20 protein-coding genes are annotated in these 21,108 nt (G+C 42.2%); 9 read left to right on the top strand and 11 right to left on the bottom strand.

Features of this window, described 5'->3' with window-relative positions:
- The first annotated feature begins 38 nt into the window (after window positions 1-38).
- Window positions 39-950 (top strand): alpha/beta hydrolase, encoded by a 912-nt coding sequence (locus KO525_RS16915; RefSeq protein ID WP_215965019.1) that lies wholly within the window; start codon window positions 39-41, stop codon window positions 948-950.
- A gap of 306 nt (window positions 951-1,256) precedes the next feature.
- Window positions 1,257-2,201, top strand: a complete 945-nt coding sequence (locus tag KO525_RS16910) for a transporter substrate-binding domain-containing protein (RefSeq protein ID WP_215965018.1) — start codon at window positions 1,257-1,259, stop codon at window positions 2,199-2,201.
- A 58-nt stretch (window positions 2,202-2,259) separates the two neighbouring features.
- Here the strand turns inward: KO525_RS16910 and KO525_RS16905 are convergent, their stop codons facing one another.
- From KO525_RS16905 to KO525_RS16870, 8 genes are all read right to left on the bottom strand, one after another.
- Complete coding sequence (locus tag KO525_RS16905) at window positions 2,260-3,222, bottom strand: family 43 glycosylhydrolase (RefSeq protein ID WP_252736650.1); 963 nt, start codon at window positions 3,220-3,222, stop codon at window positions 2,260-2,262.
- A gap of 9 nt (window positions 3,223-3,231) precedes the next feature.
- Window positions 3,232-4,071, bottom strand: coding sequence for a rhamnogalacturonan acetylesterase (locus KO525_RS16900; protein WP_215965017.1), 840 nt, complete (start codon window positions 4,069-4,071; stop codon window positions 3,232-3,234).
- Window positions 4,059-5,087 (bottom strand): LacI family DNA-binding transcriptional regulator, encoded by a 1,029-nt coding sequence (locus KO525_RS16895; RefSeq protein WP_215965016.1) that lies wholly within the window; start codon window positions 5,085-5,087, stop codon window positions 4,059-4,061. The genes KO525_RS16900 and KO525_RS16895 overlap by 13 nt, the downstream gene beginning before the upstream one ends.
- Window positions 5,088-5,157: 70 nt before the next feature.
- Entirely contained in the window at window positions 5,158-6,456 is a 1,299-nt protein-coding gene (locus tag KO525_RS16890) for a TRAP transporter large permease (RefSeq protein ID WP_215965015.1), read from the bottom strand.
- A complete protein-coding gene (locus KO525_RS16885) occupies window positions 6,456-6,938 on the bottom strand; it encodes a TRAP transporter small permease (RefSeq protein WP_215965014.1) in 483 nt (160 codons plus the stop codon). The genes KO525_RS16890 and KO525_RS16885 overlap by 1 nt, the downstream gene beginning before the upstream one ends.
- 10 nt (window positions 6,939-6,948) lie before the next feature.
- The gene (locus KO525_RS16880) at window positions 6,949-7,911 is read right to left on the bottom strand and encodes a TRAP transporter substrate-binding protein (protein ID WP_215965013.1); all 963 of its coding nucleotides are present in this window, start codon (window positions 7,909-7,911) and stop codon (window positions 6,949-6,951) included.
- Between the two features lie 13 nt (window positions 7,912-7,924).
- The gene (gene kduI, locus KO525_RS16875; protein WP_215965012.1) at window positions 7,925-8,770 is read right to left on the bottom strand and encodes a 5-dehydro-4-deoxy-D-glucuronate isomerase; all 846 of its coding nucleotides are present in this window, start codon (window positions 8,768-8,770) and stop codon (window positions 7,925-7,927) included.
- A gap of 46 nt (window positions 8,771-8,816) precedes the next feature.
- Window positions 8,817-9,581 carry a glucose 1-dehydrogenase gene (locus KO525_RS16870; protein ID WP_215965011.1) on the bottom strand — a complete coding sequence of 255 codons (765 nt, stop codon included), beginning with the start codon at window positions 9,579-9,581 and terminating at the stop codon, window positions 8,817-8,819.
- Between the two features lie 174 nt (window positions 9,582-9,755).
- Here KO525_RS16870 and KO525_RS16865 point away from each other — a divergent pair, with 174 nt between their 5' ends.
- The 7 genes from KO525_RS16865 to KO525_RS16835 all read left to right on the top strand — a co-directional run bounded on the left by KO525_RS16865 (window position 9,756) and on the right by KO525_RS16835 (window position 17,630).
- On the top strand, window positions 9,756-11,213 hold the full coding sequence (locus tag KO525_RS16865) for a tagaturonate reductase (protein ID WP_215965010.1): 1,458 nt from the start codon (window positions 9,756-9,758) through the stop codon (window positions 11,211-11,213).
- 44 nt (window positions 11,214-11,257) lie between these two features.
- Window positions 11,258-12,748, top strand: coding sequence for a UxaA family hydrolase (locus KO525_RS16860; protein WP_215965009.1), 1,491 nt, complete (start codon window positions 11,258-11,260; stop codon window positions 12,746-12,748).
- Window positions 12,748-13,677: a sugar kinase gene (locus KO525_RS16855; protein ID WP_215965008.1), complete on the top strand. Its 930-nt coding sequence runs from the start codon at window positions 12,748-12,750 to the stop codon at window positions 13,675-13,677. The genes KO525_RS16860 and KO525_RS16855 overlap by 1 nt, the downstream gene beginning before the upstream one ends.
- An 11-nt stretch (window positions 13,678-13,688) precedes the next feature.
- The gene (locus KO525_RS16850) at window positions 13,689-14,768 is read left to right on the top strand and encodes a pectinesterase family protein (protein ID WP_215965007.1); all 1,080 of its coding nucleotides are present in this window, start codon (window positions 13,689-13,691) and stop codon (window positions 14,766-14,768) included.
- Window positions 14,769-14,936: 168 nt separating this feature from the next.
- Complete coding sequence (gene eda, locus KO525_RS16845; protein WP_215965006.1) at window positions 14,937-15,554, top strand: bifunctional 4-hydroxy-2-oxoglutarate aldolase/2-dehydro-3-deoxy-phosphogluconate aldolase; 618 nt, start codon at window positions 14,937-14,939, stop codon at window positions 15,552-15,554.
- A 13-nt stretch (window positions 15,555-15,567) separates the two neighbouring features.
- Window positions 15,568-16,650 (top strand): class II fructose-bisphosphate aldolase, encoded by a 1,083-nt coding sequence (fbaA, locus tag KO525_RS16840; RefSeq protein WP_215965005.1) that lies wholly within the window; start codon window positions 15,568-15,570, stop codon window positions 16,648-16,650.
- A gap of 2 nt (window positions 16,651-16,652) precedes the next feature.
- Entirely contained in the window at window positions 16,653-17,630 is a 978-nt protein-coding gene (locus KO525_RS16835) for a class 1 fructose-bisphosphatase (protein ID WP_215965004.1), read from the top strand.
- Between the two features lie 162 nt (window positions 17,631-17,792).
- On the opposite strand, the gene KO525_RS16830 is transcribed toward KO525_RS16835, so the two are convergent.
- From KO525_RS16830 to KO525_RS16820, 3 genes are all read right to left on the bottom strand, one after another.
- Window positions 17,793-18,425 (bottom strand): RpiB/LacA/LacB family sugar-phosphate isomerase, encoded by a 633-nt coding sequence (locus tag KO525_RS16830; protein ID WP_215965003.1) that lies wholly within the window; start codon window positions 18,423-18,425, stop codon window positions 17,793-17,795.
- Between the two features lie 229 nt (window positions 18,426-18,654).
- Window positions 18,655-19,911: a gephyrin-like molybdotransferase Glp gene (glp, locus tag KO525_RS16825; RefSeq protein ID WP_215965002.1), complete on the bottom strand. Its 1,257-nt coding sequence runs from the start codon at window positions 19,909-19,911 to the stop codon at window positions 18,655-18,657.
- Window positions 19,912-20,301: 390 nt separating this feature from the next.
- Window positions 20,302-21,105: a DUF1338 domain-containing protein gene (locus KO525_RS16820; RefSeq protein WP_215965001.1), complete on the bottom strand. Its 804-nt coding sequence runs from the start codon at window positions 21,103-21,105 to the stop codon at window positions 20,302-20,304.
- Window positions 21,106-21,108 lie beyond the last annotated feature (3 nt).

The following is a 21,108-nucleotide window of genomic DNA, read 5'->3' as shown; positions in this document are numbered from 1 at the left end:
CCTGGGCTTTTTTATTGGCGTTCTTACTGACAATATCGATGTTTCAAGCTAGTTCGTTTGGGGCTACTATTGCAATTGATGATGGTTATACGGTTTCAAAGCGGTTTGAAAAATATAAAAAATTGGACCCATCAATTTCCTTGCCTGTCATCGAGTTCGCCGCAAAGCAGCGCGTACAATTTAATTTAAGATATGCTGTTGTTGATGACCGCGAATTGCATCTCGACCTCTTCCACCGTGTAACTACGCTACCAGAAAAAGGACTTATTGTGCTGATCCATGGCGGTGGCTGGCGAGCGGGTAATAAATCTCACTTTCATCCACTGGCGACGCTATTAGCACAACAAGGTTTTGACGTTGCCACGCCTGAATATCGGTTATCCATCGAAGCGCCTTACCCAGCAGCAACTGATGACATAAAAGTTGCTATGGACTGGTTGGTCAATAATAAAGAACTGTTAGGCATTAATACGCAAACAGTCACGATTGGAGGGGGGTCTTCAGGCGGGCATTTAGCGGCTTTAGTTGGTTTTAAAACTAATCACGACAATATTAACAGTAAAACTTCCAGCCCATATGAGGTTAACGCAGTTATTAGCTTGGATGGTTTACTTTCAACGACAACGGAACTTGCACTTAAATACGAAGATAAAAAAGGACACAAGTCCGCTCTTTCAATGTGGTTAGGCGGTGAATATGCCAAGCGAATGAATAAATGGCTCGAAGTATCCCCCGTCGAATACGTCTCTGATAAAAGCCCAAAGTTACTCGTCATCAGCAGTGGTCAACACAGATTTACTGCTGGCCGTGAAGTAATTAAAGGCAAGATTGAAACGCATAATGGCGTTTTTCAGTTAATCGAGTATCCAAAAATTATCCACACATTTTGGTTATTCGACCCCTACTTAACAGCGGTATCTAAGCAAATTACTTCGTTTCTAGCGACATAATAAGTTCCTAACGAGGGACAATTGCCCACCAAATTTCCAATTTCCCACAATTCAACTAGGCTTTATGAAATACCACCGAGCATATTTTATGGTTTTTTAGCGACAATTAGGGACGAGACAGCAATGTGATAATTGCACCCAATTACGTTTATGGAGGGAATTACATCTTTAGATTGACCCTCTCATTTTATGCTGTTTGGATTTGACTAATTAAATACAAAAAATGGTATAGTACCGCGCTCATTAAATAGAGTTGTATTATTCTTTATAAATCAAAGGTTAAGGTTGTATGATAGACGTTTTCAAATGTTACAACGGGAGATGCGCTTGTTTCGATTAGGTATTTTTGCTCTTGTAATATTGCTCGCATGTGCCAGTTTTAATGGCTTAGCGTGTGAACTGGATCTGCGTAGTAAAAAAGTAAAACTCTACTTTCCACCCAAAATGGATACCAAGCAAGGTGAATTGGATTACGCATACCAACTTTTACATAAAGTATTAGAAGTGTCCGAAGCTCGTTACGGCCCCTGTGAGTTAGAATTGGTCAACAATGCATTATCTTTGAAACGCATTGAACATTTACTCGAACAAGGTGAAGAGTTACATGTAGGGTCATTTACCGTTACTCAGGAAAGGGATAAGCGTTTCGAAGCGGTTCCTATTCCTATCTCGTATGGCCTGCGCGGGTATCGATTGTTGCTAATTAAGAAAGGTAATCAATCAAAGTTTGAAGGTATAAAAGATTTACAGCAATTATCAAGGTTCACCGCTGGACAGGGCGATGGATGGGCCGATAGCTCAATATTGCAATACAATAAATTGCCTGTTGTCGAAGCAGGAAGTATTAGTACAATTATCGATATGTTGACATACAATCGTTTTGATTATTTCCCACGAGGGGCGTTGGAAACGGTCACTGAGCTAAATAAATATATCGATAAACCTGTGCAATTAGAGGCGGGCTTGGTCTTAATTTATCCTAGTTTGAGCGTATTTTATGTTAATAAAGCGAATGAAAAACTAAAAGAACGATTGGCATTTGGGCTAAATATATTGTTTGAATCCGGCCAATTTAGACAATTTTTTGAAAACAACCAAACGGCTAAAACGGCACTAGATATACTCGATTTGAACAACCGGACTTCGCTTTTTCTATGTAATCCATACTTACCAGACTGGGTACCGCTTAATAAGCAGGAGTATTGGTTACAGCCTTGGCCGGACTATGTGAACGACAATAAGTGTCTTTGAAAATCGCTTAGGCACTGCGCTGTTAAGTCGAGTGCCTAGCCGTTGATGACAGACTTTGTTAATCAGTGCGCTGTACTTTGTTAATCGTACCGTCTGCATTAAATGTTATCGGCTCCATCGCAGTCACTCGTTGTCGTTTATGACACGAGCTACCAGGGACATTTATCCATCGGTGATAAAACAACACCCATTGACCTTTAAACTGCACAATTGAATGGTGATTATTGGCATTATGTTCTTGGTCCATAAAGGTACCTTTATATTCCCAAGGGCCGGTAGGTGATTTTGCCATATAATAAGTAAGTACTCGGTTATTCTCCGGCATTGTGAAGTAATAATTATCCCCGCGCTTAAATACCCACGGACCTTCCATTTTTGGTGTATAACCGCCCATATCCATTTTGATAAATTCACCGTCAACGCTTAACAAGTCATCATTCATTTTGACCACATGATAATCATATCCTTTCGCGTGGAAATACAGGTAAGCCTGTCCGTCATCGTCGATAAATAAACTTGGATCATTGGTATAAGGTTTGGTCCAAAGCGGTTTACCTATGGCATCTTTAAATGGACCGGTCGGGGAATCACTTACCGCCATACCTAGACCCATCCATTTGGTGCTTTTTTCTGGGTTTATGCGATCTTTAAAACCGGTGCCAACAGGCAGAACGGCGTAATATTTACCATTTTTATATGCCGCATCGGGGGCCCAGGCGTAATTGTCGGCCCAACTAAAATCGTCAAGGGACATAAACGGTCCGTGATTGGTCCATTGCTTTAGATCGTCAGAGGAATAAACCAACCAATCTTTCATATGAAAGTCTTCTTGGCATTCAAGGTCGTGGCTGACATAGACGTACATTCTGCCGTCTTTCCATACGTGTCCAGATGGATCAGCGGTCAGTACATTTGGGCCAAAATCGAGTATTTTTGCATTCAGTGTGGTACTCGTCATTAACCCGATAAATGCCAACTTTATTAATGAAAATAAAGATATTTTATTATTATTATTTTTCATGGGTATGCCTTATAAACCTTTGTAATGATACTTCAAATGTTTCGGGTCTGGTGTTCGTAATTGTTGTATTAAAGGGTGATTAATTGCCCGTAGATTGGTTAACAGTAGTTGTGCAACTTCCCGTGCGCCTAGCTGATTTAAGTGGGTATTATCGGTAATGCCATTTGGGTAATTGGGGTGCAGATTGGGTTTTATATGCATAAACCTAAGAGCGGAAAGGGTTTTACCTTGAGACTGAAAATGCTGACGAGTCAATGATTCCATGTCAACAAAAGTCACATCGGTATCCTCGGCAATCTCTCTCACAATTTTCGCGTATGGATGGGTTAACTTCAGGATATTTTTGTCATCAAAGTGACGACGGGTTATTGGGGTCATCAAGATGACGTTTCCGCCTTTTTGTTGAGTGATTTGGATCATATTGCGAATGTTGGCTTCGTACTGTGCTGGTGTCGTGTAGCGGTCTGTTTTATGCGTTGATTGGTCGTTGTGACCAAACTGAATAAAAACATAATCACCAGGCGACAAATTATCTTCAATGTTTTGCCATAAACCTTCAGTGATAAAGGTACGTGTACTGCGACCATTCTTAGCTAAGTTAACTGTGTTAATACCCGGACCAAAAAAAGTTGCAAATGGCACGCCCCATCCAGTTTCGGGGTAGTCTTTGGGGTCTTTTATAGACATTGTAGAGTCACCAGCCATAAAGATATTGATGGCTTGAATCGCTGGTTTTTTTGATGGTTCAGATGGGGATGGTGTTAGCTGCGCTTGATTGGCAAAGGCACAGCTTGTGATGAAAGTAATAAGTAGTAAAGGTAAAAGAATAAGTTGCGTTAGGTTGGACATTGTTTGGTTGACTCCCGAGTTATTAGGTATGGCTTCACCACTATTTTTTCCTTTTCTACACTTTGATCCGGCGAAATCGATTGGATTAGTTTTTTGGTGGCAAGGCTCGCAATTTTTTCTACTGGACGACGAATAGTGGTCAAAGATGGAATGATCCGAGATGCAATTATGTTGTCATCGAATCCAGCAATAGATAGATCGTTAGGGATCTTTAGCCCAAGATCTGTTGATGCTCGAACGGCACCGGCAGCCATTTCATCATTGTTGGCAAAAATAGCAGTCGGGCGTGGATCTTGTTTCAATAATGCCGTTGCACATTCAATACCGCTTTCGTAAGAGTTTTCACCTTCAAGTATGTGGCTTTGTGGTAATTCAATATTTCGTTTTTGCAGGGCGTTTCGAAATCCTTCAAAACGTTCCTGTGATGAACAAAAGGTCATGGGACCGGTGATCATTGCAATATTGCTATGGCCAAGGTCGACCAAATGATCGGCAATATCTGTCATCGCAGCTCGGTCATCAGTGATGACTATGTTGTCGCTATCTTCTAAGTCAGTTGACGCAATACGGATATAAGGCAACTTAATTGACTTGAACGTTTGCGCCAATAAGTCACTTTCCGAAACAGGAGGAATGATAATGACACCATCTACTCGAGAGCGACCTATGAAATTGAGACAATCGTCAATAAAGTCTTCACTTTGCCACTGACAAGGATGAACAACGAGCTCAAAGCCAAGAGATGAACATATATCTAACGCACCACGCTGAACTTGGTCGATGTAAAGGGCATCTGGGTTATCGTATATGAGTCCCAATAAATAGGAACGATTTGAGGCTAAACCGCGGGCTTGTTTGTCTGGCTGAAACTTAACTTCTTTAATGATTTCTTCAACACGCTCACGAGTGGCTTTTCCGACCATAGGCGAACCATTGATAACACGGGACACTGTTCGTTTAGACACACCAGCGATTCGTGCGACATCATTAATTGTAACGTTGGTTTTGCTTTCCATTTTTTATTCCAATTTGAATTTGCCAATTATGACTAATTGGCAAACCTACATTTCAGTATTAGTTTCAGAATTAAAGTAGTCCCAGCATTCTTGGTAGCGTTTCACTTATAGCAGGGACGTAAGTCACTAACATAAGGACGATAAACATCACAAAATAAAGCGGTATCATCGGCTTTATAATTTTATGAATTGATGTTTTTGCTACAGCACAAGATACAAAAAGGACGCTGCCGACGGGTGGTGAGACCAACCCAATTGACAAGTTTAATACCATCATAATACCAAATTGTATAGGGCCCATGCCAAGTTCTGCTGCCACCGGTAGAAATATCGGGGTAAATATTAACACGGCAGGGGTCATATCAATGAATGCACCAACTAAAATCAAGATCAAATTAATCATTAATAATATAACGATTGGGTTATCACTAAACTGCAGAAAGAAGTCGCTTATACCCTGTGGTATGTGGGCATATGACAATAACCACGACATCGCAGATGAGGCACCAATAATTAGCATAACTATTGCTGTTGTTTCACAGGCTTTTAGAAATAAAGCCGGTAACGATTGGGTGGAAATTTCTTTGTAAATAAATACCGATAACCCAAGGGCATATAATACGGCAACAGCACCAGCTTCAGTGGCTGTAAAAACACCAGCAATGATGCCGCCGATTACGATAAATACTAATAATAAGCTCGGCAACGCGGCAAAAACTTTTTGCGCAACAATGTTTAAAGGTAATCGCGCTGACACCGGGTATTTTTTCTTGATGGCATACAACATACATACCGTCATAAGAGCCAAACCAACAAGTATGCCTGGGACGTAGCCGGCCACAAATAACGCTGCAATCGACACACCACCACTTGCTATGGCATAGATGATAAGAATGTTACTTGGTGGAATTAGCATTCCCGTAGTGGCTGCTGAGGCGGTAACGGCAGCGGCAAAGTTTTCGTCGTATCCGTGTTTTTTCATTTCAGGGACCATAAAGCTACCAATTGCAGATGTTGCTGCAACAGCTGAACCAGAAATTGCCCCAAACATCATGCATGACATAACGTTTACTAAAGCGAGACCACCGGGTAATGCCCCAATCAACGCCATTGCACATTCAATCAATCTTTTTGCAATACCGCCCTGGCCCATGATTAAGCCTGATAAGATGAAAAATGGGATGGCCAATAATGCAAAACTATCAATACCCCCAGCCATTTGTTGGGCGATGGTTGTCGTCGCTGGTGTAAAGTCGATGTGCATTAAAAGCGACACCAAAGTGGCTAAACCAATACAGATCGAAATAGGCACATTAAAAAACAACATGGTAAAAAATACGAGCAGTAAAACTAGGGCTGTAATGTCCATTATTTACTCTCCTTATCATTAATGATTGAGTGAAGATTGGTGACGGCATATAGCGTGATGAGTACACCAGATAAAGGAATGACGGAATAAACCCAGCCCATTTGCAACCCTAAGGCCGCTGACGTTTGTTTGAGTTCTAACGTTAATGCAACCAAGTTGACACCACCGTAGATCATGACACAGGTGGCAAAAATAATGACCAGCACTTCGATCAATAGTCGGGCGTAGGTTTTAATATGTGTTGGCAATTTTTCAACAAACAAGTCGAGTCCAAGATGCGCTTTGGTTTTGTAAGCGTAAGCTGCGCCGAGTATGCCTATCCAAATCAGTAGGTAACGGGAGAGCTCTTCTGTAAAAGAACTCGGAGATTGCAGAATAAAACGAGAGAACACTTGCCAGCTAACAGTGACAACAATAGCCAGCATCATTAACATTAGCAGGCGTTCAAGTGCATAGTTGATTTTTGAGATTAGAGAATTCATCAGCGGCGCCTTACATCTTTTTAATTTTTTTGATTTGTTCGGCAACTGGACTGTTGTCAAACGTGGCATGAAACGGGGCAACTTTTTGTTGGAATGCCACTTTATCTGGATAAACCACTTCCACTCCTGCTTTTATTACCGCGGCTAATGCGTCATCTGACGCTTTTTGCCATAACGATTTTTGATACTCAATAGAGTCGCGCATCGCTTGTGATAACCAGCCTTGTTGCTCCATCGATAAGGATTGCCAAACTGGCAGGCTGGCTAAAATAATGTCAGGCACAAAAGTATGTTCATCTAAGCTGTAATATTTTGCTATCTCATAGTGGCGCGACAAGTAATAACTCGGTGGGTTGTTTTCAGCACCGTCAACTACGCCTTGTTGCAGTGCCGCATATAATTCACCCCAGGCAATTGGCGCGGCAGCGCCACCTAACGCTTTGACCATAGCCATAGCAGTTGGGCTATTTAAAACCCGAATTTTTTTACCGAGGAGGTCGTCAGGTTTGCGAATTGGTGCGTCAGAGGTATAAAAACTGCGACTTCCAGCATCGTAATACCCCATACCTTTAAGTCTAGCTATGGCGGTTTTATCTAATAAAGATTGGCCAATTTCGCCATCTAAAACACGCCAAAAATGCTCTCGATCGCGAATTAAATAAGGGATACTGAATAGCTTCATTTCAGGTACGAAGCCTTCAAGCGGACTGGCGGATACTTTAGTCATAGACAAACTGCCAATTTGCAGCAACTCGATCATTTCTCGTTCTGAGCCCAGTTGACCACCGGGATAAATAACCAGCTCCATTTGACCATCAGAGTAATGCTGTAAGCGCTCCCCCATATATTCCATAGCAAGGTGCACAACATGACGTGTGTCCAATGTGTGGCCTAATGTTAGACGAGTCTTACCTTGTTTTTCACCGCAACTTGCTAAAGTGAACATCGCGATGATTATTATTAGAATTCGCATGTTTTTACCTTGGTTATCTTAATGTGTCTGGGGCATGGAAATCCATGTCACTGTAATCGAGGTTTTCACCTGCCATACCCCAAATAAAACTGTAATTTTGAGTGCCGCAGCCTGAATGAATAGACCAAGGTGGAGAAATCACCGCCTGTTCGTTATGAACCCAAATGTGCCTTGTTTCGGTTGGCTCACCCATGAAGTGACAAATAGCCTGTTCTGGTTGTACTTCAAAATAGAAATACACTTCATTGCGTCTGTCATGTTGGTGCGCTGGCATCGTATTCCATACACTGCCTTCTTTTAAGCAGGTTATGCCCATTTGTAGCTGACAAGTTTCAACTACAGAGTTGATCATAGATTGATTAATGTCGCGCTCATTACTGGTCTTTAAACTGCCCATTTGGAGTTGTTTTCCACCACCAAATTCGACCTTTTTATTAGAGTAAGAATGATGGGCTGGTGCGGAGTTTAAATAAAATCGAGCAGGATTCGCGGCATCCGAACTTTGAAACGTAACGTGCCTATTACCACTGCCCAAATAAAGTGAGTCTTTGTAATTTAATTCAAAGGCTTCGCCATCGGCGGTTACCGTCCCTTTGCCGCCAACATTAATAATGCCCAGCTCGCGACGGGACAAGAAAAACTCCGCCTTCAGCGCATCTAATGTTGCTAACGTTAGTGTCTCGTTAACAGGCACTGCTCCACCCACCATATAGCGTTCATAGTGAGTATAAATCCAATTGACGGTGTCGTTTTGCATTAAATTTGCGGCCAAAAAGGCATCACGTAATTGCGCGGTATCAAAACCTTTTACTTCATTTGGACCAATGGCATAACGGTTTTCAAATTTTGTTTGTGTCATGTCTAAACCTTTTCTATAGCGTATTCGTATGTATAACGATGTTGATTTAACGGGCCAACCAACCACCATCTACTGCGAGAATATGACCATTTACATAGTTACTGGCATCAGAGGATAAAAAGACCGCAGCCCCCACTAAATCTTCTGGGTTGCCCCAGCGGCCTGCAGGGATCCGATTCTCAATTTCTTTGTTACGTACCGGATCGTCCTGTATCGCTTGTGTATTGTCAGTTCTAAAATAACCCGGCGCTATTGCGTTGACCTGAATGTTGTTAATCCCCCACTCATTGGCTAACGCTTTTGTTAGCCCTGCAACCGCGTGTTTGCTGGCAGTGTAAGCAGGGACGGTAATACCACCTGAGTAAGATAACATTGACGCAATATTCACTATTTTACCAATCCCTTTTTTCATCATAGCTGGGGCAAGTTCCTGGGCTAATAGAAAACTCGCATCTAAGTTGACGGCCATCACTTTATGCCATTCTGACAATGGATAATCGACAGCAGGGCTACGAAATATCGTGCCACCAACGTTAACTAAAATGTCGACGTTAGTCGCGTGTTCTAATGCCTGTTTTGCTAAACCTTTTACCGATTGGCTATCTGATAAATCGGCACTAATTTCATATGCTTGTTGGCCAGTTTGAATGATCTGGTTAACTGTTTCGGCACAACCACCTTGGCGACTGCTACTGCAAATAACGTTTGCACCATGCTGTGCAAGTCCTATTGCAATTTGCTGACCCAGTCCACGGCTTGCACCTGTAACGAGTGCGGTTTTACCTGCTAAGCTAAAAAACGAATTGACCATCTGACACCTACATATTGTTCGTTAATAAAGGAGCAAGGTTTATAATGAGACATTGCTCTTAAAATTGATGAATTAGTATTCTTTGCTACCGGTGGCAAAATGTCAATTAAAAAGTTGCCACCGGTGGCAAAATATCGTAATGTTAGAAAAAATACGTAACAAATCGGACAAATAATGAAACAGTTAAATCGACAAAACCACGCTTCTAAGCGCTATCCAACCAAAATTATGCAGTTTGGCGAAGGCAATTTTTTAAGGGCTTTTATCGACTGGCAAATTAACCACTTAAACAAAGAAAGTGGGCTAAACGCTGGGATCAGCATTATTCGTCCAATCGATTACGATGCTTTGCCTCTTCTTAACACTCAAGATGGACTTTACACCACGCTTGTTCGCGGCATTGATGAGTCGGGTGAAGCCACCGAACAAGTTGATATTATTGAATGCGTAAATGAAGAAATTCCGGTCTATAAAGAATTCGATAAATACATGGCGCTGGCGGAATGTGAAACGTTAAAAGTTATTTTTTCAAATACTACTGAAGCTGGTATAGAATTTATTGATACAGACAAGCTTGGCGATGCACCAGCAAAAGCATTCCCTGGAAAATTAACACAGTGGTTGTACAAACGATTTAATCACTTTAACGGTTCAGCCGATGCTGGCTTGATGATCATCCCATGTGAATTAATTGACTATAATGGTGAAAAACTAAAAGAAATTGTAATGCAATATTGTCAGTTATGGCAGTTAGACGAGCAGTTTATCGCCTGGATTAACGATTCTAACCATTTTTGCTCCACGTTGGTTGACCGAATTGTTACTGGCTTTCCACGCTCTGAACACGACGCACTACAGACAAAACTTGGTTATCTAGACAACTTTATGGTGACGTCTGAGTACTTTCACTTTTTCGTGATCCAAGGTCCAAAAGAGTTAGAAGATGTTTTGTGTTTAAAAAACACCAGTCTGAACATCAAAGTGGTCGACGATATTTACCCGTACAAACAACGTAAAGTTGCTATTTTAAACGGGGCGCATACGGCACTAGTGCCACTTGCCTATATGGCAGGAATTGAAGCCGTTGGCGAAGCAATGGATGATAACTTGTTTACCCACTATGTCGAAAAATTGATGTTTGACGAAATCATACCGACACTGAATTTACCTAAAGATGAATTGGTACAATTTGCTAACGACGTGATTAAACGTTTCCGCAATCCGTATATCCATCATTTGTTGCTGTCGATCTCTCTTAACAGTATGACCAAATTCCATACCCGAATTTTGCCGCAGTTACTGACATTTGTAGAAAAACATCAACAAGTACCAACTTTGATGGCTCAGGCGATTGCCGCACAGATATTAATGTATCGCGGGACGCGTGACGGTCAAGTAATTGAATTAAGCGACTCACCACAGTGGATGGCGTTATTTGCTGATGTTTGGCAACAACACTCCGAAGGAACGATGACAACGCAACAGGTGGTAGAAAGTGTCCTAGGTGCAAGTTGGCACTGGGAGCAAAACCTAAACGACGTGGAAGGGTTAACACTCGCTGTTACGTCAAGTTTAGCGGCATTTTTAAACAGCGGAGTCCGTGTAGAGTTAATGCGTACTCTGCAGGCGTAAGCCGGTTTTTAAACGTTTTAACACGTGATTTGGAAGTAGAACAAATGAAACATATTATCCGTTTGCACGCGACTGACACAGTCGCAATAGCGTTGGCCCCGTTGGTTAAGGGCCAAACGTATCATGATGGCGAGACATCAGTAACGCCAATTAGCGATATTGAAAAAGGCCACAAAGTTGCACTTATCGATATCGCCGTTGATGAAGCTGTTATTAAATATGGCGCGCCAATAGGTCATGCAATATCACCAATAGCGGCAGGTCAGTGGGTTCACACGGATAATGTGAAAACAAATTTAAAAGATGAATTGGAATATCGATACCAGCCTGAAAACATCACCTCAAACTTTGCTGCTGACGACTCGCCAGAAGTGCAAATTTATCGTCGTGCCAATGGCGATGTCGCCATAAGAAATGAGCTATGGCTTATCCCTACCGTCGGCTGTGTTAATGGCATGACCGCCCAAATGGTGAAAGAATTTACCCGTCGGCACAAAGATTTGGCAATCGACGGTGTGTTTGCATTTCCACATCAATTTGGTTGTTCGCAACTCGGTGATGACTTAGAAACAACTCGGGTATTACTGCAAAATATGGCAAAACACCCCAATTGCGGTGGCGCATTAGTCGTAGGCCTTGGCTGTGAAAACAATCAGGTTGTGGTTTTCGAAGATGGACTTGGTGATTATGACAAAGACCGGGTGAAATTTTTGGTTACCCAAATGGTGGAAGACGAAGTGGAAGCTGGCGTCGACATGATGGAACAGATTTATCTTAAAATGCAGCACGATAAACGTGAAAAAGGACGTTTGTCAGAAGTTAAATTTGGACTCGAATGTGGCGGCAGTGATGGGCTATCGGGCATCACAGCAAATCCATTGTTAGGTCAGTTTTCGGACTTTCTAATTACCCGCGGCGGCACAACCGTATTAACCGAAGTTCCAGAAATGTTTGGTGCAGAAACCATTTTAATGTCGCGCTGCAAAGACGAAGAAACCTTCAATGACTTAGTTGGAATGGTGAATGGCTTTAAACGGTATTACAAAGATCACAATCAACCTATTTATGAAAACCCGTCACCGGGCAATAAAAATGGCGGTATAACCACGTTAGAAGATAAGTCTTTGGGTTGTACTCAAAAAGCGGGCTTAAGTCCGGTTCAAGCCGTTTTAAAATATGGCGAGATCATGACTCAACCAGGTCTAAACCTACTTGATGCCCCAGGCAATGATGCTATCGCAACGAGTGCTTTAGCAGCGAGTGGTTGTCATATGGTGTTGTTTACCACAGGTCGCGGCACACCTTATGGTGGTTGGGTTCCTACCTTAAAAATTGCAACAAACAGTGAAATGGCAACCAAAAAACGCCACTGGATTGACTTTGACGCCGGCCGCTTAGTTACCGATACCAGTATGGAAGATTTGTTAGCTGAATTTATCGACCTGTTAGTTAGAGCTTGTAATGGCGAGCAGGTGAAAAACGAACTTAATGAAATACGCGAAGTTGCTATTTGGAAGAAAGGAGTGACGCTGTAATGAGCGAGTTTAAACTTGCCATTATCGGTGAATGTATGGCTGAAATATCCGGCCGTGCATTAGGTACAATGCAACAAAGTTTTGGCGGCGATACGCTCAATACCGCGTTATACCTAAAGACAATTTTACCAAATACTGGCTTAGTGAGTTATGTCACAGCAATGGGCGAAGATGGGTTAAGCCAGGCGATTATTGGTCGCTGGCAAGATGTTGGCATCGATACCACTTTGGTATTGATTGACCCAAAGCGTCAAGTTGGTTTGTACATGATTGAAAACGACAACAGTGGCGAGCGTACATTCCAATATTGGCGTAACGACTCCGCTGCTCGGTATTTGATGCGGCACAAAGACTTAACGGCCGTTTTTGAAAAGCTAAGTGAATATGACACGCTATTTTTGTCTGGGATATCTTTAGCGATATTGCCAGACAAAGACAAATTTCAACTCATAGATGCTCTTAAAGCATTAAAACAACAAGGTGCCAAAATAATTTTTGACGGCAATTACCGACCAAAGCTCTGGGCCGATAAACAAACCGCTCAAATGTTTTATAACCTCGTTTACCCTATTGCTGATTTGGCTTTAATTACCTTCGACGATGAGCAATTGTTATGGGGTGATGCCAATATTGAAGTTTGTCGTGAACGCCTATTAACCCATCAAATTCCACATTTAGTGTTAAAAGACGGTGCTAATGGCTGTTATCACACGCACAAACGAGAAACCCTTCATATCCCGACAACGCCAATTGAAAATGTGATTGACACCACCGCAGCTGGAGATTCGTTTAATGCGGGTTTTTTGGCTGGTTGGTTAACTAATAAACCTGTTGGGCGATGTGGTGAATTAGGCAATAAAGTGGCTGGCCAAGTCATTCAACAAAAAGGCGCAATAGTGCCACTTAATTTAACCCAACTTGCGTTATAAAGAGGTTGGTGATGAATAAAGTTATAGTGACAGTCACGTATCTTTTGCTGTTTAGTATTGGCTTATTTTCCTCACTTGTAGCGTCAACGCCTTATGGTTCTGAGCCATTATCTGGTGACACTGAATTGTTGATAGTGGGTAAGAACCAAGCTTATCAAAGTATTCAAAGCGCAATAGATGACAGTTCAAAAGCCCTTCAAACTGTGATCTTTATTGAAGATGGCATTTACAACGAACGGATATTTATAACCCGAAATAAGATAGCTTTAGTTGGGCAGTCAGCAAAAAATACCATAATAAAAACCTCTGTTTTACGTTCAACCTGGCGCGAAACACACCCATCTGATTGGGGGGCGGCGACGGTCAATATAAACGCCTCTGACGTCACGTTAGTGAACTTATCGATTATTAATGAATATGGTTTAGTCACAGGTGATCATGAACATCAATTTGCGGTTCGAGGTTTTGAACTCAGCGACAGGATCATAACGCATAACTGCAATGTTATTGCCGGTGGAGCCGACACCTTGAGTCTGTGGAATAAACATGGTCAATATTATCACTCCCACTGTTATTTTGAAGGTCATGTGGATTTTGTCTGTCCGCGCGGAACGGCGCTTATTGAAAATTCGACATTTTATAATCAAAAACAAGCCGCCACGATTTGGCATGACGGAGAACTAGACCCCAATTACAAGCTTGTTGTGAGCGACAGTAAGTTTGACGGCATCCCTGGCTTTTGGTTAGCTCGACATCATTATGATGCCCAGTTTTATTTACTAAATTCGACGTTTTCAAAAAACATGGCAGACAAACCAATATTTAGAAAACGATATAACAACAAAAATAAAGAGCGTGCGAATCTCTATGGTCAACGTTACTTTTTTGAAAACAATACGTCTGACAATGACTATCCATGGCTAGAGTCAAACTTTAGAACCAGCGATGTATTAACAGAAGAACATCCGACATTGGCGTCATGGGTTTTTAATAATAAATGGCAGCCAAAGCAAAGTTTAGAAAGCTTGTCTGATTATTTAAAGCAACATCTTAAATCCCATGAGTTTGACAAGTTTAAGGTCAATCAATAACTAGGAAGCATTTGTTGATAGTTCTTTAGCTCGATGATTCTTCAGCTCAATCGCTCTGGGCTTTTCGACTCATCAATGATTACCGACCTGCCTAGATTGGCAAGTCAAACAGTGAAAGCTGAAACACAATCACACACACAAAACACACACAAAAAAACAGGTACACACATGAGATCATTTCGTTCATTAATGGCTGAGCAAGTGCTTTTGCCTATTATTCAAGCCGAAACAGTAGAACAAGGCGTCCAAGTAGCAAAAGCGATGCGCGCAGGCGGCATCCATCTGGTCGAGGTTGTTCTTCGCACAGAAGCGTCACTGCAAGCAATGATTGCAATAAAAAAAGCGTTTCCAGACATGATTGTCGGGGCGGGAACCGTTGTTTGCACTGACTCACTAAAAAGAGCAATTAATGCTGGAGCAGACTTTATTGTGACGCCGGCGATTACACCGAGTTTAGGTGCTCAATTAGCTGAATGTGGTGTACCCGTGTTGCCCGGCGTGGCAAATGTAGCCGACATTCTCACTGCACGAGAGTTTGGCTTCAAAGAGCTTAAGTTGTTTCCCGCTTCGTTGGCCGGCGGCGCTAAATTTATCGCAGCGATGTCGGGATTGTTTTCAGACACTTATTTTTGCCCAACTGGTGGTGTTAACCAAGCTAACAAAGCTGACTACTTGTCGCTTGGCAATTGCTTTGCAGTGGGGGGAACTTGGGTTGCTGACACAAAGTGGGTTGTTGCAAATGAATGGCATAAAGTCACTCAAGCCTGCCAACAAGTTGGTGTCTAGAGGAGGTGATATTATGGCAAAAGAACACATACCCAACATTCCAGCAGGGGTAGTTTTTGGCAAAAACGTATCGCAATTATTTGCCGACGCAAAACAAAACCGATACGCCATCCCAGCCGTCAATGTGACCGGAACCAATTCGATAAATGCGACGTTAGAAACGGCAGCTAACGTAAGTTCGCCGGTAATCGTGCAACTCTCGCACGGCGGGGCGAGTTTTTTTTGTGGCAAAGGGATTGGATTAGAAGGGCATCAACCTTCAATCATAGGTGCAATCGCCGCCGCCCATTATGTTCAGCAAGTTGCCCCGTTATATGGTGTACCTGTTATTTTGCATACCGACCATGCAGCTCGCAATTTATTGCCCTGGATAGATGGATTACTCGATGCAGGTGAACGACATTTTGAACAAACCGGCAAGCCGCTGTTTAGCTCACACATGATCGATTTATCTGAAGAATCACTCGAAGACAATATCGACACTTGCCAACGATATTTAAAACGCATGAGCGCAATCGGTATGACGCTAGAAATTGAACTCGGATGTACCGGCGGTGAGGAAGACGGCGTTGATAACTCATCGTTAGATGTTTCTGATTTATACACGCAACCGCAAGATGTGGCCTACGCCTATAAAAAACTCAGTGCAATATCGGACAACTTTATTATTGCCGCGTCATTTGGCAATGTGCATGGAGTTTATAAACCCGGTAACGTTAAGCTCACGCCTAAAATTCTTCGCGACTCACAATCCTTTGTAGAACATGAATACAACTTAGCACACAACCCGCTCAATTTTGTATTCCATGGTGGCTCAGGATCTGAGCCGGAGTTAATTGCTGAGTCGATTGAGTATGGCGTAGTGAAAATGAATATTGATACTGATACTCAATGGGCCGCTTGGATGGGTATTCTCAATTATTATCAGCAATATGAAGAATATTTACAAAGCCAAATTGGCAACCCTGATGGGGATGATAAACCGAATAAAAAATACTACGATCCTAGGCAATGGTTACGCCGCGTTGAGCAAAGTATGACAACTCGACTTGAGCAAAGCTTTGTTGACCTTAATTGTCTCAATAGGTGGCAATAAACATGGAAAGACTGATCCCTACATTAAAAAGAGACGGAGTTGAACTCGACCTTATTTTACTTATCCGCACGATATTAGCGGCAACCAAAGAAATTGCATTTCGCGTGAGCCAAGGCGAATTATCTGGCGTATTAGGTTCGACCTTGGATGAAAATATTCAAGGTGAGGTACAGAAAAAGCTCGATGTATTGGCAAACCAATTATTAAAGGACATGTTAAGCGACGATGATTCAGTGCGGTCAATTGCGTCGGAAGAAGAAGAATTTGTAGTGCCTGTTCATTCGACCGCTCCTTATATTGTCGCCTTTGACCCATTAGATGGGTCGTCAAATATCGATATAAATGGTCAAATAGGCACCATATTTACCATCTATAGGGCGAGGGATGATGTTGCGGCAAACAGTCCAGAGCAATTTGCGCAATTAGGCACTGAACAGGTTTGTGCGGGCTATGTTTTGTATGGCCCTTCAACCTATCTGATGATGACAACGGGAGGCCCGACAAGAGGTTATACGCTGGATCTAACCCATGGTGGATACTTACTTACGGTGCCAGAAGTGACGTTGTCGCAAGATAGCATGGAGTTTTCCGCAAACATGGCTAACTACCGTTATTGGCAGGAAGGTGTGCAACACTACTTTGACCAAGTATTGTATTCGTCTGATGACTATAAAGACGTGACTATGAGGTACAACGGCGCCATGGTCGGAGACATTAACCGAATTTTGATAAAAGGCGGTGTTTTTCATTATCCAAGCGATGCCCGTGCTGGCAATGAGAACGGAAAGATCCGTTTATTATATGAAGCAAACCCGCTTGCAATGTTAATTGAAAAAGCTGGCGGTAAAGCAACGGCCAACGGTAAACGGATAATGGCATTACCACCGACAAGTTTGCATCAGCGAGTCCCTGTCGTGATGGGGTCAAATAACCTTGTTGATGAATTTGATAAAGCCATTTTTAGTTATTCAAATGTTTAACTGAGCAAAAAAAAGGAGAGGAATTACCTAAGTAATTTTCTCTCCTTAAAGGATTAGCCATTGAGTTATGTCATAACAAATGCAGACTTGAAGGTCGGCAATACCACAACAAAAACACCAACAACATCATCAGGGTATCGTTACATGTAAACTTGCTGGTAGTTACAGTCTCGCTTGAACAAATTGCGCTATTTGCTCATCTTTACAGTTTTCAAAGAAACACGCTTGGAAACGAGGTCCGCCAATCGCTTGTTTAATTAGCTCAGGGTCAATGGCTTCTAGTGCATCAAGGTAATCTTTTGCAACGGCAGATTTAAGCTGAGACAAAATTCCAGCATTGGCCACTTGAGACTCTTTCCGCTCAGCAGGGTAACCTTGACCTTTTTCGCCAGAAAACGCTTTTTCAAAAATGTATTTAATATTAAGTTCAGCACCCCATCCAAATCCTTTAGCAAAAGGCAGGGCAAGGGCATTGCCGTTATTAATTTGGGCAAAAAGATACGCATCTGAAGGGTCAATACAATATCCACACGCCACACCTGGAAATGCGTTTGTTGCCATTAGGGCACCTTGACCTGTACCACAACCGGTCACGACAAAGTCTACGGCTTTACTGTTTAACAATAAGCTGGCAATGATACCAAGGTGAATGTAAGTCAATCTGTGGTCGTTATCGCCGTCCATACCAACGTTAAATACTTGATGGTTTTGTTGTTGTGCGACTTCTTCAAGTTGCGTTAGTACTATAGGGTTCTTTGCCGCTTGGCTAAATTCATTCATTAAAGCGATTTTCATAGAGGGCTCCAATCTGATAATTAAAATTATGGCCGGATTTTAACGTAAACTTAGTTTAATTGCCACCGGTGGCATTAAGTTTTTTTTGATCAAATTAAGCGCAGTTGATAGACATAATTTTCAGCAATTAATGTTTAGTAATCTTTAGCGCAAAACCGGCATTGAATGCCGATTTAAGCCAGGACTTGACATAGTGCTTAGTTGGTAATGTCGCTAAACTTATTTTTAGCTAGGCGAGTAGGGAATTAAACATCCTGATCTTCACCTGTGCACCAGCTTCGATTCGGCCGTCATTTTGAGTTAGCAAAATGTAGCAATTAGCATTACACATAGACGATAAAATGCCGGAACCCTGTGAATTTAGCGCCGTGACTTCTAGTTGACCTTGTTGATTAACTGACGCGACTCCGCGTTGGAAGTCAGCTCGACCAGGGCGTTTTTTTAGCGCCGTAAGTGTGGTTGCGGTGAGCTCCATATTAGAGGTTGGCAAGGCCCCCATCATTTTGATAATGGTCGGCGCAACTAGGATATCAAAGGTGACGGTGGCGGAAACGGGGTTGCCCGGTAAGCCAAAAAATACGCTGTTTGGTAACAGGCCAAAGGCAAATGGTTTACCTGGTTTCATTGCGACTTTCCAAAAGTTGATGTCGCCAATTTCAGATAAAACATCTTTGGTAAAATCCGCGTCGCCAACGGATACGCCACCCGAGCTAATAATAGCGTCGGCGTCCTGATCGGCCTTGATAAAGGCATTTTTAATCGCCTCAATATTGTCAGGAATAACACCAAGGTCAATAACGTCGACATTTAAACGTTTGAGCATGGCTTTTACGGTTTGTCTATTTGAGTCGTATATATCGCCGACATTCAACGTTTCGCCAGGTAATTTGAGTTCATCACCTGTGGAAAATACCGCAACGGTTAACGGTTGAAAAACAGTCACGTTGGCAATTCCGAGTGAGGCCATCATACCAATGTCGACACTGCGAATTTTATGGCCGGCAGAAAATAGCGTTTCACCGGTTTTAATGTCTTCGCCACAAAAGCGAATGTTGTCGTGTAAAACAGGTACTTTTGAAAGCGTTATAACATCATCTTGGCGAACGACATTTTCCTGCATAACGACTGCATTACACTCAGTAGGTACCGGCGCGCCCGTCATTATTCGGATGCATTCGCCTTGATTTATCCGCCCGGTATAAGGATTTCCCGCCATTGCTGCACCCACAACTACTAAGTTTATGTTGCTGGAATGTTTTGGTTTGTCAGAGCTTAAGTCAACTAAGTTTACCGCATATCCATCCATTGCGGAGTTGTTTACCGGCGGGACATTAACGGTAGCAACAACATCTTCACTTAATATTCTGCCGTCGCTGTCATCAATATTGATTTTAATAGTTGAGGTTACCGACTGAACTGCGGATTGTAATTTAGCTAAGGCATCATTAACGGGGAGCAAACTTGGCGCGCTGCAACTGTCTAACATTGGATTTCCATTTTGGGCAAAGGTCGAATATGGCAGAGCCAAATATTTGAACTTGGCTCACAATTTAACGTATTGTCTGGCTTTATGTGCAAATGCGCAAATGGATTTTGTTTCTAGCGAATGCCAATCCAGTTAACAGCCAAATTTTTTGACGTTTATTAGGCTCAAGATAAATTGTTTTTTTTGCCTGAAATGCATTTTTGTGGAATAGGTTTAGGCTTTTAAGAAAACCCAAAAAAAGCCATTTAATAAACAACTGCTTGAATAAAAAGGGCTGTTCTAAAAAAAGGCTCATTGAAAAAGAGGGGAACAAAAAATAAGGCTTCGAACAACAAAGCACGATGCCATAAGTTAAATCGGGCTTTACAAGGTAAAGCCCGATTTATCATTCTAGCGTGCGTTTGTACTTTCAAAAATTTTGTCAGCAGAAGCTGCGACAAAACCGGTATAAAGTTTACCGTTTGGCATTTCATATCGCAGTGCAAATTCGTAGAAACAACTCGGAATGGTTTTGTTACCGTCGGTAAATTCAACAGTAGCGTCATCCGCAAGCGTGGCTGATTGTTCCAATAACACCTCAGCAGAACCTTTTATTTCACCACCCGTTGTATTCAGTGGGAAACCAGCGGCCTTCAATTTGTCGTTGACCGACTCAAGAGTATCGAAGTCCTTTAAGGTATTTACGTTCACCGTAAAGTGATTTGCACGATAACCCCAAGCAGCGGTCCAAGCAGCATATTCACTTTCATCTAACAGCATATCGTAAGTTGCAGAATCTAGCTCCCAATGGCGGCCCGAATATAAGAAGTTATCGGCGGTGACAGCTGACGCATCAATGTTATCTACAAGCGTTTTTATCACTTGTTGCAAAGGCGCTGAGAACTTTTCTACGAGCAGTTCAGAGATGAATACTTTTGGTTGGTTTGGATCTGAGTGTTCAAAGTGCTTAGCGTATAAACATTTTGCGTCGAAATGGTATTCACCGCATTCTTTATAGCCTACAGCTTCAAAGTGTGCCGCGAGTTTATCTAAACCAACTTTAGGTAGGTTAAACGTACGTAACGCAATATGGTCATTAACAATGTCGTCTTGCTGTGTTGAACCAAGTAATTGATGAATTTTATTGGCTGAAGGTGTAACGGTTAGGTAGTTCTGCCACAAATTGTCAAAGAGTTCGTTCACGTTGTTATGCATGTG

It is taken from the genome of Psychrosphaera sp. B3R10 (genome assembly GCF_018861025.1).
GTDB lineage: Bacteria > Pseudomonadota > Gammaproteobacteria > Enterobacterales > Alteromonadaceae > Psychrosphaera > Psychrosphaera algicola.
The sequence above is the reverse complement of the archived record's forward strand: the minus strand, read 5'-3'. Positions and strand labels throughout refer to the sequence as shown.